Origin of the sequence: Streptomyces angustmyceticus (assembly GCF_019933235.1) — a bacterium.
Lineage (GTDB): Bacteria > Actinomycetota > Actinomycetes > Streptomycetales > Streptomycetaceae > Streptomyces > Streptomyces angustmyceticus.
Genome location: NZ_CP082945.1, coordinates 1512647 through 1526752 on the forward strand (window position 1 = coordinate 1512647; position 14106 = coordinate 1526752).

Below are 14106 nucleotides of genomic sequence, written 5' to 3' on the forward strand. Positions count from 1 at the left end.
CAGAGTGCCCCGGGTCGCCGCGGAGAACCGCACGGCCGCCGGCCAGCCCTTAGGCTCACGCCGTGACCACCATGGACTACGCCACGTACATCGCCGGTCTGCCCCGTGTGCTCGCGGGCGCGGCCGTCCTCTTCCGCGACGCGGAGGGCCGTCTGCTGCTCGTGGAGCCCAATTACCGCGACACCTGGGTCCTGCCGGGCGGCACGGTCGAGTCGGACCAGGGCGAGTCGCCCCGGCAGGCCGCCCGGCGGGAGACCGCGGAGGAGATCGGCCTGGACGTCGAGCCGGGCCGGCTGCTGACCGTCGACTGGGTGCGCGGCAAGGAGCGGCCGCCGCTGGTGTCGTACCTCTACGACGGCGGGGTGCTGGACGCCGCGCGGCTGTCCGCGATCCGCGTCCAGGAGGAGGAGCTGCTGTCCTGGCGCATGGTGCACTGGGACGAGGCCCAGACCCTGGTCAACCGCGACCTGGCGCTGCGCATCGGCGCCGCCCTGAAGGCCCTCGCGGACGGCGGCGGCCCGGCGGAACTGGAGGACGGCGTACCCCCGCACCGGGGCTGACGGTGCGTCGGGGCGGGCGGGGGGCGGGCGGGGGGCGTCCGGGCCGGAAAATGGTGTGTGGAGCGGGCGTCCGGTTGACAGGCTGGGGGCATGAACCGACCGCACGATTCCGCCCCCGGCTCCTCCCCCGCACCCGCGGCCTCCGGGACGACGGACCTGATCACCACGCCCGTCACCGCCTCCCTCCTGCGCGGCGCGCTCGACCTGGAGCGCACCGAGCACGGGGTGCTGCCGCACCGGCTCCCGGGGCGCGCCCGCGCCCAGTGCGCCGACGGGCAACTCGCGATAGCGGAGTCCCAGCCCTCCGGCGTACGCCTGGTGTTCCGTACCCGGGCCACCGCCGTCGAGCTGGACACGCTCCGGACCAAGATGGCCTACCAGGGCGCGCCGCCCCGCCCCGACGGCGTGTACGACCTGCTCGTCGACGGCGTCCTGGCCGGTCAGGGCAGCGTGACCGGCGGCAACACCCTGATGATGGACATGACGACCGGGGCCGCGGAAACCCGCCCCGGCCCGGTCGGCACCGTCCGGTTCGCCGGTCTGCCCGCCCGGATGAAGGACGTGGAGATCTGGCTGCCGCACAACGAGATCACCCAGCTGGTCGCCCTGCGCACGGACGCTCCCGTCGAGGCCGTGGAGCCGGGGAGCCGCCGGGTCTGGCTGCACCACGGCAGTTCGATCAGCCACGGCTCGGACGCCGCGAGCCCCTCCACGACCTGGCCCGCCCTGGCCGCCTCCCGCGGCGGCACGGAGCTGATCAACCTCGGTCTGAGCGGCAGTGCCCTGCTCGACGCGTTCACCGCCCGCGCGCTGCGCGACACCCCCGCCGACCTGATCAGCGTCAAGATCGGCATCAACCTGGTCAACGCCGACCTGATGCGGCTGCGGGCCTTCACCCCGGCCGTCCACGGCTTCCTCGACACCATCCGCGAGGGGCACCCGACCACGCCGCTGCTGGTCGTGTCGCCGATCCACTGCCCCATCCACGAGGACACCCCCGGCCCCAGCGCCCCGGACTTCAGCAGCCTCGCCGAGGGGAAGCTGCGGTTCCGGGCGGCGGGGGATCCCGCGGAGCGGGCCGCCGGGAAGCTGACGCTGGGCGTCATCCGCGAGGAGCTCGCCCGCATCGTGCGGCAGCGGGCGGCCGACGACCCGCACCTGCACCACCTCGACGGCCACGCGCTCTACGGCCCCGCGGACTTCGCCGAACTGCCGCTGCCCGACCAGCTCCACCCGGACGCCGCCACCCACCGCCGCATCGGCGCGCGCTTCGCCGAGCTGGCCTTCGGACCCGGCGGGGCGTTCGCCGCGGGGCGGGGCTGAGGCGTCGGGAGTCGCTGAGGCATCGGCTGTCTCTGCGGCGCCGGGCGCCCTCTGCGGCATCCGGCCCGCTTGAGGCATCCGGCCGGTCTGTGGCGTCCGGCCCGCTCCTCCAGCGCGCCTGATCCGGCGCGCCCTACCCTGGCGGGATGGATGACATTGCCGCAAAGGTCGCTCAGGTTCCGGGAGTTGTGGGGGTGATGCTCGGGGGAAGCCGGGCGCGGGGCACCCATCGGCCGGACTCCGACTGGGACCTCGGCGTCTACTACCGGGGCGCGCCGGATCTGGGGGCGCTGGAGGAGCTGGCCGCCGAGGTGACCGGTGGCCCCGTCGAGGTGTACGCGCCGGGTGCCTGGGGCGCGTGGGTCAACGGCGGGGCCTGGCTCGTCCTGCCCGACGGCAGCCGGGTGGACTGGATCCTGCGGGACGTCGACCGGGTGCGGCGGGTGTGGGAGGAGTGCCGCGAGGGCCGCTACGAGATCGGCGCACAGGCCGGGCACCCCCTCGGGTTCTGGTCCCCGGCCTACCCGGGCGAGGCGGCGCTGGGCCGGGTGCTGGCCGACACCGACGGGGAGCTGGCCCGCCTCCGGCAGGAGACCCGTACCTATCCCGAGGCCCTGCGCACGGCGCTGACCGGGGGCGCGGTGTGGGACGCGGGGTTCTCGGTGGCGATGGCGGGCAAGTCCTGCCTGGCGCGGGACGTGCTGCACGCGGCGCTGTGCCTGTCCCGCGCCGTCGGCGGCCTCGTCCAGGCGCTGCACGCCCATCACCGCGTCTGGTGTCTGAACGAGAAGGGCGCGCTCGCGGCGGCCTCGGCGATGCCGGAGACCCCGCACGACTTCGGCGCCCGTGCCACCGCCCTGCTCGGCGGCATCGGGCGCGGGGAGGCGGAGTTGACGCGGTCGCTGGAGACCGCGACCGGGTTGGTCGACGAAGTGCGGGAGATCGTCGGGGCCGAAGCGTGATCGTCTGACGTCGCCGGCACCGAGGATCTGCCGTCGCCGCCCCGCACCGCGGCGGACGCCATAGGGTTGGCGCCATGGCCAGCGCTTCTTCGTCCACGTACCGCGACGACCGTCGCACCGAGCTGCGGGAGTTCCTGCGCAGCCGCCGCGCCCGGGTCTCGCCGGCCGATGTCGGGATGCCGGCGGGCGGGCGGCGGCGCACGCCGGGTCTGCGGCGCGAGGAGGTCGCGGTGCTGGCGGGTGTGGGGGCGTCCTGGTACACGTGGCTGGAGCAGGGGCGCGACATCACGGTGTCCGGCCAGGTGCTCGACGCCATCGCCCGGGTGCTGCTGCTGGACGCCGCGGAGCGCGCGCATCTGTACCGGCTGGCCGGGCTCACCCCGCCGCAGGCGCCGTCCGCGCCGTCGGTGGCCCTCTCGCCCGAGGTGCGGCGGCTGCTGGACGCCTGGTCGCCGCGGCCCGGCTATGTGCGCGACCGGCACTGGCACTTCACGGCCGTCAACGACGCGGCGCGTGTGGTGTTCGGCTACCGCGAGAGCGACCACAACTGCCTGGTCTCCTTCTTCACCAACCCGCGCTACCGGGTGCGGCACCGGGACTGGGAGGAGACCGCGCCCGAGGTCGCCGCCGCGTTCCGGGCCGACGCGGCGCGCTACCCGGACGATCCGGAGTTCGGCCGTATCGCCGGTGAACTCGCCGCGGTCAGCCCGGAGTTCGCTGCGCTGTGGGCGCGTCATGACGTCGCCGAGCACACCAGCGCGGTGAAGGCGGTCGATCACCCCGAGGCCGGGACGATGGTCTTCGACGCCACGCTGCTGCCGCTGCCCCAGCACCCCGGCCACCACCTGATCATGCACAACCCGCGGCCCGGCACCGACACCCAGGAGCGGCTGGAGGCGCTGATGCGGCAGCACAGCCTGGTGGTGGCACACCCAGGATGAGGGGACACTGTCCGCGCCGCTGACCTGCCCGGAGGATCGGAGGCATGAACTCCAGCAGCGCGCAGATGAACGCCATGACCATCCCCGAGTTCGGCGGGGCCGAGGTGCTGAGCACCGCCGAACTGCCGCTCCCCCAGCCCGGTCCGGGCCAGGTCGCCATCGACGTGGCGTACGCGGGCGCCAACTTCGCCGAGGTCCTCTACCGGCGCGGGGTGGTCGACGTGCCGCTCCCGTTCGTGCCCGGCATCGAGGTGGCGGGCCGGATCCGGGCCGTGGGCGAGGGCGTCGCGCACCTGAGCGTCGGGCAGCCGGTGGCGGCCCTGACCATCGTCGACAGCGGCGGCTACGCCGAGGTGGTGGTCACCTCGGCGGACCTGGTCGCGCCGCTGGACGGACTCGGCATCGGGCTGGGCGTCGCCGCGGCGCTGCCGTCCAACAGCACCACCGCGTTCCTGGTGCTCGACCGGGTGGCCCGGATCGCCCCCGGGGAGAGCGTCCTGGTCCATGCGGCGGCCGGCGGCGTGGGGAGTCAGCTCGGCCAGGTCGCCCGGCTGCTGGGCGCGGGCCGGGTGGTCGGCACCGTCGGCAGCGAAGCCAAGATCGAGACCGCCCGGCAGTTCGGGTACGACGAGGTGATCCTGCGTGATCAGGCCGCCGGTGCCGGTGCGTTCGACATCGTGGTCGACATGGTCGGCGGCCCGGCCCGCCGCGCCGGCCTGGACCTGTTGGCGCCGATGGGGCGCCTGGTGGTGATGGGCAACGCCTCGGGCGCCGAGGACGTGGGCCTGCCGGCCAACGACCTGTGGTTCACCAACAAGACCGTCTCCGGCTTCAACCTGGCCGCCTTCGCCGCGGCCTTTCCCGCGGAGACGGGCCGGGCCCTGCGCCGGGCGGTGGCGGCCGCCGCGGCGGGGGACCTGCGGGTGCGGGTCGACGCCCTGCCGCTGGGGCGGGCCGCCGAGGCGCACCGCCGTATCGAGTCGGGCGCGACCACCGGGAAGCTGGTGCTGGAGGTCTCGGCGTGGTGAGCCGGCCCGGCCGGGGCCCGTCGCCGCCGCGGGCCCGTCGGGGCGGGCTGCCGGCGGCCGTCCCCGGCCGGTCGCCGTCACCCGGCCGGCTCCAGGGGGAACAGGGTGTCCGGTGTCCGCTCGAAGGCGAGCAGCCGGCGCTTGCGGTCGAGGCCGCCGCCGTAGCCGGTGAGGCTGCCGTTGGCGCCGACGACACGGTGGCAGGGGACGATGATGCCGACCGGGTTGCGGCCGTTGGCCAGGCCGACCGCGCGGGCCGCCGTCGGGGCACCGAGCCGTTCGGCGAGTTGCCCGTACGAGAGGGTCTCGCCGTACGGGATGGTGCACAGCGCCGCCCAGACGCGGCGCTGGAAGGGGGTGCCGCGCAGGGCGAGCGGCAGGTCGAAGGTGGTCAACTCGCCGCGGAAATAGGCCCGGAGCTGGTCGATCGCGGCGGCGAACGGCGGCTCGCCGGGGTCCGCGGGAGCGCCGAAGGTCTCCTGGGGCGGGCGGTGGCGCTGGTCGGTCATGTACAGGCCGGTGAGGGCGTCGCCGGCGGCGACCAGGGTGAGCGGCCCCACCGGGGTGCCGTCCAGGACGGTGTGGGTGCGGGGCGCGTCGGGCGCGGGGGTGTGAACGGTCATGGCTGCGGGCTCAGTTCGTCGGAAGGTGGTTGATGGGGTGGTCGTCGGTCGCCCAGAGGTACTGGACGGCGTAGGCGCGCCAGGGGCGCCAGCGCGCGGAGTGCCGGGTGAGGGCCGCCGGGGTGTGCGGCAGGCCGAGGCCGGCGGCCGCGCGGCGCAGTCCGAGGTCGGTCGGGGTGAAGGCGTCCGGGTCGCCGAGGGCGCGCATGGCGATGCATTCGACGGTCCAGGGGCCGATGCCCGGCAGCGCCGCGAGCCGTTCGCGGGCCTCGTCCCGGTCGCTGCCGACGCCCAGGTGCAGCGCGCCGGAGCCGAGGGCGGCGATGACGCCGGTGAGGGTGGCCCGGCGGGTGCGGGGCATCGCCAGTGACTCCGGGTCGAGGTGGGCGAGCGTGGCGGTGGAGGGGAAGAGGTGGCTGAGGCCGCCGCCGGGGTCGTCGACCCGTTCGCCGTGCGCGCGGACCAGCCGGCCGGCGTGGGTGCGGGCCGCCGCCGTGGACACCTGCTGGCCCAGGACGGCGCGGACCGCGAACTCCTCGGCGTCGGCCGTGCGCGGGACCCGTCGTCCCGGTGCCTTGTCGACGAGCGGCGCCAGCAGCGGGTCCTCGTGGAGCAGCGCGTCGACGGCCTCCGGGTCCGCGTCGAGGTCGAGCATCCGGCGGCAGCGGGCGATGGCGCCGGCCAGGTCGCGCAGGTCGGTGAGGGAGAGGCGGCAGTCGATGTGGTCGGGGCGCGGTGCGAGGGCGACGATGCCGTGTCCGTAGGGGAGGCGCAGGGTCCGGCGGTAGGCGCCGTCGCGCCACTCCTCGACGCCGGGGACCGCGGTGGCGGCGAGGTGCCCGAAGAGGTTGTCGGGGTTCAGCGGCTGCCGGAAGGGCAGCCGCAGCGCGAGCGCGCCGGGCGCCGCGGCACGGGGCCCCGGCCTGGCGCGCTGCCGCAGCTCCGTCGGGGACAGCGCGAAGACCTCCCGCACCGTCTCGTTGAAGGTGCGGATGCTGGCGAAGCCGGCGGCGAAGGCGACCTCGGCCATCGGCAGCGCGGTGGTCTCCACCAGGAGCCGGGCGGTCTGGGCGCGCTGGGCACGGGCCAGGGCGAGCGGCCCCGCCCCCAGCTCGGCCAGCAGCTGGCGCTCGGTCTGGCGGGTGCTGTAGCCGAGCCGGGCGGCGAGTCCGGGGACGCCCTCGCGGTCGACGATGCCGTCGGCGATCAGCCGCATGGCGCGGGCGACGAGGTCGGCTCGCTCGTTCCACTCGGGCGAGCCGGGGCTGGCGTCCGGGCGGCAGCGCTTGCAGGCCCGGAAGCCGGCCTGCTGGGCGGCGGCCGCGCTCGGGTAGAACCGCATGTTCTCCGGCTTGGGCGGCACCACGGGGCAGCTGGGACGGCAGTAGATCCGGGTGGTGAGGACGGCGGTGTAGAACCAGCCGTCGAAGCGGGCATCCTTGGACTGCACGGCGCGCAGACAACGCTCGGTGTCGGTGTGCATGACCTCAGGATTGCTCAGTCGACGGCATCCGGCTGGCGGGAATCCGACATCAGGGTCGGGCCACCAGGGGCGGCGCCGGTCACCCGGGCCGTCACCTGGGCGGTCACGTCCCGGCGAACCGGTCGAGCGCGCCGATCACCTCCGCCTGCATCGCCTCGCTCCCCTTGTGTCCCGCGTCGGGGATGACCGTCAGCCGGGCGTCGGGCCAGGCGCGGGCCAGCTCCCAGGCGGTGTGCGGCGGCCCTCCCATGTCCCGGCGGCCGTGGACGAGCACCCCGGGGATGCCCGCCAGCCGCCCGGCGTCCCGCAGCAGGGCGCCCTCCTCCAGCCAGGCGCCGTGCGAGAAGTAGTGCGAGCAGATCCGGACCAGGGCCAGCCGGGCCCGGGAGGGCCGGTCGCCGTAGGGGCGGGCGGCGCCGTGCTGCTCCAGGGAGAGCACCGTGTCCTCCCAGGCGCACCAGTCCGCGGTGGCCCGCTCGCGCACCGCGGGGTCGGGGTCCGCCGCCAGGCGTGCGTACGCCCCGACGATGTCGCCGTCCGGGTCCGTGCCCGGTGCCCCTGCCAGGAAGCGTTCCCACGCCTCCGGGAAGAACCGGCCGGCCCCGCGGTAGAGCCAGTCGATCTCCGAACGGCGGGTGGTGGTGACACTGGGGATGACGATCTCCGACACCCGCTCCGGATGCCGCTGCGCGTACGCCAGGATCAGCGTCGAGCCCCACGAGCCGCCGAACAGCAGCCAGCGGTCGATGCCGAGGTGTTCCCGCAGCCGTTCCATGTCGGCGAGCAGGTGGCCGGTGGTGTTGTGCCGCATGTCGGTGGCCGGGTCACTGGCGTGCGGGGTGCTGCGTCCGCAGCCGCGCTGGTCGAAGAGGACGACGCGGTAGCGGTCCGGGTCGAAGGACCGGCGCACGCCGGTGCCGCAGCCGGAGCCCGGCCCGCCGTGGACGACCAGCGCGGGCTTGCCCCCGGGGTTGCCGCAGACCTCCCAGTACACGAGGTTGCCGTCGCCGACGTCCAGCATGCCGCTGTCGTGGGGCTCGATCGGCGGGTACGGCCGCGTCATCGCACCTGCTCGGCGAAGGCCGCGTAGGCACGCTCGTCGAAGAGCACGAAACGCACCTCCGCCACGGCCGTGTCCGCGCCTCGGACCGTCGCGACGGCGATGCGGGCGGCGTCGTCGAGGGGCCAGCGGTAGACGCCGGTGGAGATGGCCGGGAAGGCGACCGTCCTGGCGCCCAGTTCGCCGGCGATCCGCAGGGATTCGCGGTAGCAGGAGGCCAGCAGGTCGCTGCGGTCCTCGCTCTCGGAGTGGACCGGGCCGACGGTGTGGATGACCCAGCGGGCCGGCAGCCGGCCGGCGGTGGTGGCGACGGCCTGGCCGGTGGGCAGGCCGCGGCCGTAGTGCCCGTCGCGCAGGGCGCGGCACTCGGCGAGGATCTCCGGGCCGCCGCGCCGGTGGATCGCCCCGTCCACTCCCCCGCCGCCCAGCAGCGAGGAGTTGGCCGCGTTGACCACGGCGTCCACGGCTTGTTCGGTGATGTCGCCCTGGATGAGGGTGAGAGTGGGACTCATGGTGTCCGAGCCTACGGACGGTCCTGCGGCGCGGCCACCCGATTCGGCGACCTCGCGGCCGGCGCCGTCAGCGGCCCTTCCCGCGCAGCCTGCGCCAGACGGCCCTGGCGGCGTAGTGGCCGGACATGCCGTGGACACCGGGGCCGGGCGGGGTGGCCTGGGAGCAGAGGAAGACGGCGGGGTGGGCGGTTTCGTAGGGGACGCGGGCGAGCTTGGGGCGGATGAGCAGCCGCAGGCCGGCCGCGGAGCCGGTGGCGGTGTCGCCGCCGACGTAGTTGGCGTTGCGCGCGGCGAGTTGGGGCGGGCCCGCGACCGCGCGGGCCAGGACGAGGTCGCGGAAGCCGGGGGCGAAGCGCTCGATCTGCCGCTCGACGACGTCCGTGGCGTCGCCTTCCCAGCCGTGCGGGACATGGCCGTACGCCCAGAAGGTGTGCTTGCCCTCGGGGGCGCGGGTGGGGTCGATCAGGCTGGGCTGAGCGGTGATCAGGAAGGGGACGGAGGGGGCCCGGCCCTCGGTGGCGGCGTTCAGCGCGGCGGAGATCTCGCCGCTGGTGGGGCCGATGTGGACGGTGCCGGCGCGGCGGGCCTCCTCGGCCGTCCACGGCACGGGGGCCGACAGCGCGTAGTCGACCTTGAAGACGCTGGGGCCGTACTTCACGTCGCGGTAGGCGTTGCCCAGGCCGGCGATCCGGGCGAGCGCGGTCGGCGAGGTGTCGAAGACATAGGCGCGGGCCGGCGGCAGGTCGTCCAGGCGCTTGACCTCGAAGTCGGTGTGCACCGCGCCGCCGTGGGCGCGCAGCAGGCCGGCGAGCGCGTCGGAGATGGCCTGGGAGCCGCCGCGCGGCACCGGCCAGCCCTTGGCGTGTGCGGCGAGCGCGAACATCAGGGCCATGCCGGAGGTGCCGAAGCCGCCGAGCGGGGCGTTGGCGTGCGCGGCGAGCCCGGCCATCAGGGCACGGGCCTTCTCGTCCTGGAAGCGGCGGTTCAGGAGGGTGACCGGCTGGGCCGCGACCAGGCCGAAGCGGGCGTAGGTCAGCGGGTCCTGCGGCAGGCCGAGCCACTGGGTGCGCAGGAAGTCATGGGCCATCGACTCCCACTTGCCGGTGAAGGGGGCGACGAGCCTGCGGTAGGTGCCGGCGTCGCGCGGCCCGAAGGACATGGCGGTCTCGCCGACGGAGTGGCCGAGGACGGCGGCCGTGCCGTCCGGGAAGGGGTGCGCCATGGGGAGGTCGGCGTGCAGCCATTCGAGGCCGTGGCGCTCCAGCGGCATGGTGCGGAAGGCGGGCGAGCCGACGCCGGTGGGGTGCACCGCCGAGCAGGGGTCGTGGCGGAATCCGGGGAGGGTCAGCTCCTCGGTGCGGGCGCCGCCGCCGATGGTGTCGCGGGCTTCGAAGACCTCCACGGACATGCCGCGGCGGGCGAGTTCGACCGCCGCCGTCAGGCCGTTGGGCCCCGCCCCGATCACCACGGCATCGAGCATCCTCGGCACCTGCGCCACTCCCCTCATGTCCGACCCTCGTCGGTGAGGGTCAGTTGGCGGCCGCCAGCAGTCCGAGGATACGCCGCGCCGTCGCGGTGTCCCGCGCCGCGGTGAAGGGCAGCGCATTGCCGCCTTCTATGCGGAACGGCTGCCCCGCGACGGTGCCGCTGGCGCCGCCCGCCTCGTGGACCAGCAGCAGCCCGGCGGCGTGGTCCCAGGCGTTTTCCCAGCTGAAGGCCGTGGCGTCGATCTCGCCGCGGGCGACGTGCAGATACTCCAGGCCCGCCGAGCCGCAGGGGCGCGGGGCGACGCCGCCGGTGTCCAGGGCGGCGAGCACCTGCTTCTGGGCGTCGGTGGTGAAGTCGTAGTGGGACGTGGCGACATCGAGGACGGCGCCGGACGAGGGGGTGCCGGCCCGGAGGGGGACGCCGTTGAGCCAGGCACCGGCGCCGCGGCGGGCGACGGCCATCAGGCCGAGCGCGGGGGCGTAGGTCCACGACGCCAGCACCTCGCCCCGGTGGGCGAGCGCGACGAGCGTGGCGAAGCCGGGGTCGCCGTGCACGAACTGGCGGGTGCCGTCGACCGGGTCGACGATCCAGACGGGGGCGTCGCCGTGCAGCGCGTCGAGGACGCGGGGGTCTGCGTGCACCGCCTCCTCGCCGACGACCACGGAACCGGGCAGCAGGGCCGTGAGCGCGGCGGTGAGGTGCTCCTCGGCGCGCCGGTCGGCGACCGTGACGAGGTCGTGCGGACCGTTCTTCTCGACGATGTCCTCGGCGGCGAGCTGCCGGAAGCGGGGCATGATCTCGTCGGCCGCGGCGCGGCGGACGGCGTCCTCGACGGCGGCCAGGTCCAGCGCCGCCACGTCGAACAGCGGGGTCTCAGGAGCGTCGGGGGCGGTCGCGGCGGCCGGGGGCACGGCAATCGGGGTAATCGCGGTCTCTCCGGTTTCTTCGGTACGAAGTGCATCGATCATGTGTCCATCGAACCATGAGCCACTGACACGGGGCCTGGACTCCAGGTGAACTCGGGGTGCCGCGGAGCGCACGGGGCAAGGCGCACGGGCAAAGCGGCAGGGCACACGGGGCGAGGCGGCGGGACGCACGGGGCGAGGCGGCGGTGCCCACCAGCGCTCAGCGCCCCACCGCGTACCCCTGCATCCCCCGGGGATTCGCGGCGGCGGACAGCACGCCGGTCTCCGGGTCCCGTGCCACCGCGCAGAGCCGCCCCTCGGACCAGGCGTCACCCACCGTGACGTGGTGCCCACGCCGGCGCAGCTCACCGATGACCCCCTCGCCGATGCGCGACTCCACGGTCACGCTGCCCGGCCGCATCCCACGCGGGAAGAAGGAGCCGGGGAACGCGTCGTTGTGCCAGTTGGGGGCGTCGATGGCGCCCTGGAGGTCGAGGCCGCCGCGGACCGCGCCGCGCAGCGCCACGGCCAGGAAGAAGTGCACCTGCCACTGGTCCTGCTGATCGCCGCCCGGCGTGCCGAAGGCCATCACGGGGACCCCGTCGCGCAGCGCGAGGGACGGGGTGAGGGTGGTCCGCGGGCGGCGTCCCGGGGTGAGGGTGTTGGGCAGGCCCTCCTCCAGCCAGGCCATCTGCAGCCGGGTGCCGAGCGGGAAGCCGAGGGCCGGGACGACGGGGTTGGACTGCAGCCAGCCGCCCGACGGGGTGGCGGAGACCAGGTTGCCCCAGCGGTCGACGATGTCGAGGTGGCAGGTGTCGCCGCGGGTGGCGCCGTTCCGGTCGACGCCGGGCGCGGCGGCCGCCGGGACACCACCACCGGCCCCGGCGGGCGCGGCGGCCGCCGTACCGCGCCCGGCGGTCGGCTCACCGGCTCCGCTGCCGGCGACACCGCCCGCCCCGGAGCCGGCCGCCGGCGCCGCCCCGGCCGCGGCCGCCGCCGCGTGCCCGCTCAGGCGCGGGGTGCGGCCGTCCGGGCTGCCGGGCCGCAGCTCGTAGGAGGCCCGTTCGCCGATCAGGGCCCGGCGGGCGGCGTTGTACCGGGCGCCGAGCAGGGTGGCGAGCGGCACCTCGTCGGCGTCGCCGTACCAGGCCTCGCGGTCGGCCATCGCCAGCTTGCAGCCCTCGATGAGCAGATGGACGTAGGCGGCGCTGCCGTAGGCGGGCAACTCGTCCGGCAGCAGGGCGAGTTGCTGGAGGAAGGCGGGGCCCTGGGACCAGCCGCCCGCCTTGGCGACGGTCCAGCCGTTCCAGTCGTGGGTGACGGGTGCCTCGTACGCGGCGGAGAAGGCGGCCAGGTCGTCGCCGGTGAGGGTGCCCGCGTGGCGTTCGCCGGAGGTGTCCATGGCCGGGCGGGCCGCGAAGTCGGCGAGCGCCGCGCCGATGAAGCCCTCGCGCCAGATGCGGCGGGCGGCCTCGATCTGCGCCTCGCGGCCCGCCGCCGCGGCCTCGGCCTCCGCGAGCAGCCGGCGCCAGGTGGCGGCCAGCGGCCGGTTGCCCAGCAGCCCGCCGGGGGCGACGGACCTGCCGCCCGGGAGGTAGATCTCGGCGGAGGAGGTCCACTCCGTCTCGAAGAGGGCGCGGACCGTCTCGACGGTCGCGCCGACGCGTTCGACGGCGGGGTGGCCGTGCTCGGCGTAGCCGATGGCGTACCGCAGCACCTCGGCGAGGGACCGGGTGCCGTGGTCGCGCAGCAGCAGCATCCAGGCGTCGAAGGCGCCGGGGACCGCGGCGGCCAGCGGCCCGGTGCCGGGCACCAGGTCCAGGCCGAGCGCGGTGTAGTGCGCCACGCTCGCCCCGGCCGGCGCCGGGCCCTGCCCGCACAGCACCCGTACGGGCCCGCCGGCCGGCGCCAGGATGATCGGCACCTCGCCCGCCGGGCCGTTCAGATGCGGCTCCACCACATGCAGCACGAATCCGGCGGCCACGGCCGCGTCATAGGCGTTTCCGCCGTCCTCCAGGACGGCCATCGCGGACTGGGACGCCAGCCAGTGCGTGGTGGAGGCCATGCCGAAGGTGCCTTGGAGGGTCGGGCGGGTGGTGAACACGAGAACTCCTCTGCCTGGCGGTCCGGCTCCGCGAACGGGGCGCACGGCCCGCGGAGACGGGCAGACCGTATGCCCCCTACAACCATCGGGCAAGATGCCCGCCCGGCCCCGGCCGCGCGCTTCGGGCACCCCGCCGTGCGCCCGGCGCACCTCCCCGGGAACCCCCTCGCCCTTCCCCGCGCCGCTGCGTACGCTCGCCCCATGGCCGGCTCCGATACGCCCCCCGCTCAGCCTCCCCGGCGCCCGCTCGTCGCGATCCTCACCGGGGCGGGCATCTCCACCGACTCCGGGATCCCCGACTACCGCGGGCCGAACGGGCTGTGGCGGCGGGACCCGGAGGCGGAGAAGCTCGTCACGTACGACACGTACATGGCCGATCCGGAGATCCGGCGGCGGTCGTGGCGGATGCGGCAGGACAGCCCGGCGTTCCGGGCCGAGCCGAACGCCGCGCACGAGGCGGTGGTCCGGCTGGAACGCTCCGGGACGCCGGTGCGGGTGATCACGCAGAACGTGGACGGGCTGCATCAGCGCGCCGGGCTGCCCGAGCGCAAGGTTCTCGAACTGCACGGCACCGTACGGGCGGTGACCTGCACCCGCTGCCATGCGCGGTCCTCGATGCGGGAGGCCCTGGACCGGGTGGCCGCGGGCGAGCCCGATCCGCCGTGTCTGGTGTGCGGGGGAATCCTCAAGTCGGCCACGGTGATGTTCGGCGAGCGGCTGGACCCGGAGGTGCTCGCCACGGCGCTGGGGGTGGCGAAGGCGGCGGAGGTCTTCCTCGCGGTCGGCAGCACCCTCCAGGTACAGCCGGCGGCCTCGCTCGCCGGGGTCGCCGCGGAACACGGCGCACGCCTGATCATCGTCAACGCCGAGCCCACGCCGTACGACGCCCTCGCCGCCGAGGTGATCCGCGAACCGATCGGCAGTGCCCTGCCGAGGCTGCTGGCGGGGTTGACGGAGGGCGGCTGAGGCGCGGCCCTCGCGGCCTTCCGTCCTCGGTGCCGCTCTTCCCGCCGGACCGGGGCCACGCCTCGGCCCGGCGAACCCGGCACGGCCGATCCACGCCGACCGGCACCTGCCGCGTCGGACGGGGCACTGTGTCCTGGGCCACGCCCCCTCC

At 75.5% G+C, this 14106-nt stretch carries 13 protein-coding genes; 6 read left to right on the forward strand and 7 right to left on the reverse strand.

Translation table 11 applies throughout. From position 1 onward, the window contains the following. Nucleotides 1-71: 71 nt before the first annotated feature. The 5 genes from K7396_RS07090 (at nucleotide 72) to K7396_RS07110 (ending at nucleotide 4814) form a co-directional block, all read left to right on the forward strand. Nucleotides 72-560, forward strand: a complete 489-nt coding sequence (locus K7396_RS07090) for an NUDIX domain-containing protein (RefSeq protein WP_174886861.1) — start codon at nucleotides 72-74, stop codon at nucleotides 558-560. Nucleotides 561-650: 90 nt separating this feature from the next. Continuing rightward, nucleotides 651-1883, forward strand: a complete 1233-nt coding sequence (locus K7396_RS07095) for a GDSL-type esterase/lipase family protein (RefSeq protein WP_086719349.1) — start codon at nucleotides 651-653, stop codon at nucleotides 1881-1883. Nucleotides 1884-2029: 146 nt separating this feature from the next. Then, a complete protein-coding gene (locus K7396_RS07100) occupies nucleotides 2030-2845 on the forward strand; it encodes a nucleotidyltransferase domain-containing protein (RefSeq protein WP_086719348.1) in 816 nt (271 codons plus the stop codon). Between the two features lie 74 nt (nucleotides 2846-2919). Further along, complete coding sequence (locus K7396_RS07105; RefSeq protein ID WP_086719347.1) at nucleotides 2920-3786, forward strand: helix-turn-helix transcriptional regulator; 867 nt, start codon at nucleotides 2920-2922, stop codon at nucleotides 3784-3786. Between the two features lie 44 nt (nucleotides 3787-3830). Next, on the forward strand, nucleotides 3831-4814 hold the full coding sequence (locus K7396_RS07110; protein WP_086719346.1) for a quinone oxidoreductase family protein: 984 nt from the start codon (nucleotides 3831-3833) through the stop codon (nucleotides 4812-4814). A gap of 77 nt (nucleotides 4815-4891) precedes the next feature. Here the strand turns inward: K7396_RS07110 and K7396_RS07115 are convergent, their stop codons facing one another. The 7 genes from K7396_RS07115 to K7396_RS07145 all read right to left on the reverse strand — a co-directional run bounded on the left by K7396_RS07115 (nucleotide 4892) and on the right by K7396_RS07145 (nucleotide 12989). Beyond that, a complete protein-coding gene (locus tag K7396_RS07115) occupies nucleotides 4892-5437 on the reverse strand; it encodes a methylated-DNA--[protein]-cysteine S-methyltransferase (protein WP_086719345.1) in 546 nt (181 codons plus the stop codon). A 10-nt stretch (nucleotides 5438-5447) separates the two neighbouring features. Beyond that, on the reverse strand, nucleotides 5448-6920 hold the full coding sequence (locus tag K7396_RS07120; protein WP_086719344.1) for a DNA-3-methyladenine glycosylase 2: 1473 nt from the start codon (nucleotides 6918-6920) through the stop codon (nucleotides 5448-5450). 103 nt (nucleotides 6921-7023) lie between these two features. Next, nucleotides 7024-7983, reverse strand: a complete 960-nt coding sequence (gene pip / locus K7396_RS07125; protein WP_086719343.1) for a prolyl aminopeptidase — start codon at nucleotides 7981-7983, stop codon at nucleotides 7024-7026. Next, the gene (locus K7396_RS07130) at nucleotides 7980-8492 is read right to left on the reverse strand and encodes an O-acetyl-ADP-ribose deacetylase (protein ID WP_086719342.1); all 513 of its coding nucleotides are present in this window, start codon (nucleotides 8490-8492) and stop codon (nucleotides 7980-7982) included. The genes pip and K7396_RS07130 overlap by 4 nt, the downstream gene beginning before the upstream one ends. Before the next feature lie 67 nt (nucleotides 8493-8559). Next, entirely contained in the window at nucleotides 8560-9981 is a 1422-nt protein-coding gene (locus tag K7396_RS07135) for a phytoene desaturase family protein (RefSeq protein WP_086719350.1), read from the reverse strand. A gap of 40 nt (nucleotides 9982-10021) precedes the next feature. After that, nucleotides 10022-10948, reverse strand: a complete 927-nt coding sequence (locus tag K7396_RS07140) for an inositol monophosphatase family protein (protein ID WP_086719341.1) — start codon at nucleotides 10946-10948, stop codon at nucleotides 10022-10024. A gap of 157 nt (nucleotides 10949-11105) precedes the next feature. After that, the gene (locus K7396_RS07145; protein ID WP_170314258.1) at nucleotides 11106-12989 is read right to left on the reverse strand and encodes a gamma-glutamyltransferase family protein; all 1884 of its coding nucleotides are present in this window, start codon (nucleotides 12987-12989) and stop codon (nucleotides 11106-11108) included. Nucleotides 12990-13190: 201 nt separating this feature from the next. Here K7396_RS07145 and K7396_RS07150 point away from each other — a divergent pair, with 201 nt between their 5' ends. Further along, nucleotides 13191-13955, forward strand: a complete 765-nt coding sequence (locus K7396_RS07150; RefSeq protein ID WP_086718946.1) for an SIR2 family NAD-dependent protein deacylase — start codon at nucleotides 13191-13193, stop codon at nucleotides 13953-13955. Nucleotides 13956-14106: the final 151 nt, after the last annotated feature.

Coding starts and splice junctions, on each gene's coding strand:
- K7396_RS07090 (WP_174886861.1), top strand. CDS start 72: ATGGACTACGCCACGTACATCGCCGGTCTGCCCCGTGTGCTCGCGGGC.
- K7396_RS07095 (WP_086719349.1), top strand. CDS start 651: ATGAACCGACCGCACGATTCCGCCCCCGGCTCCTCCCCCGCACCCGCG.
- K7396_RS07100 (WP_086719348.1), top strand. CDS start 2,030: ATGGATGACATTGCCGCAAAGGTCGCTCAGGTTCCGGGAGTTGTGGGG.
- K7396_RS07105 (WP_086719347.1), top strand. CDS start 2,920: ATGGCCAGCGCTTCTTCGTCCACGTACCGCGACGACCGTCGCACCGAG.
- K7396_RS07110 (WP_086719346.1), top strand. CDS start 3,831: ATGAACTCCAGCAGCGCGCAGATGAACGCCATGACCATCCCCGAGTTC.
- K7396_RS07115 (WP_086719345.1), bottom strand. CDS start 5,437: ATGACCGTTCACACCCCCGCGCCCGACGCGCCCCGCACCCACACCGTC.
- K7396_RS07120 (WP_086719344.1), bottom strand. CDS start 6,920: ATGCACACCGACACCGAGCGTTGTCTGCGCGCCGTGCAGTCCAAGGAT.
- pip (WP_086719343.1), bottom strand. CDS start 7,983: ATGACGCGGCCGTACCCGCCGATCGAGCCCCACGACAGCGGCATGCTG.
- K7396_RS07130 (WP_086719342.1), bottom strand. CDS start 8,492: ATGAGTCCCACTCTCACCCTCATCCAGGGCGACATCACCGAACAAGCC.
- K7396_RS07140 (WP_086719341.1), bottom strand. CDS start 10,948: ATGATCGATGCACTTCGTACCGAAGAAACCGGAGAGACCGCGATTACC.
- K7396_RS07150 (WP_086718946.1), top strand. CDS start 13,191: ATGGCCGGCTCCGATACGCCCCCCGCTCAGCCTCCCCGGCGCCCGCTC.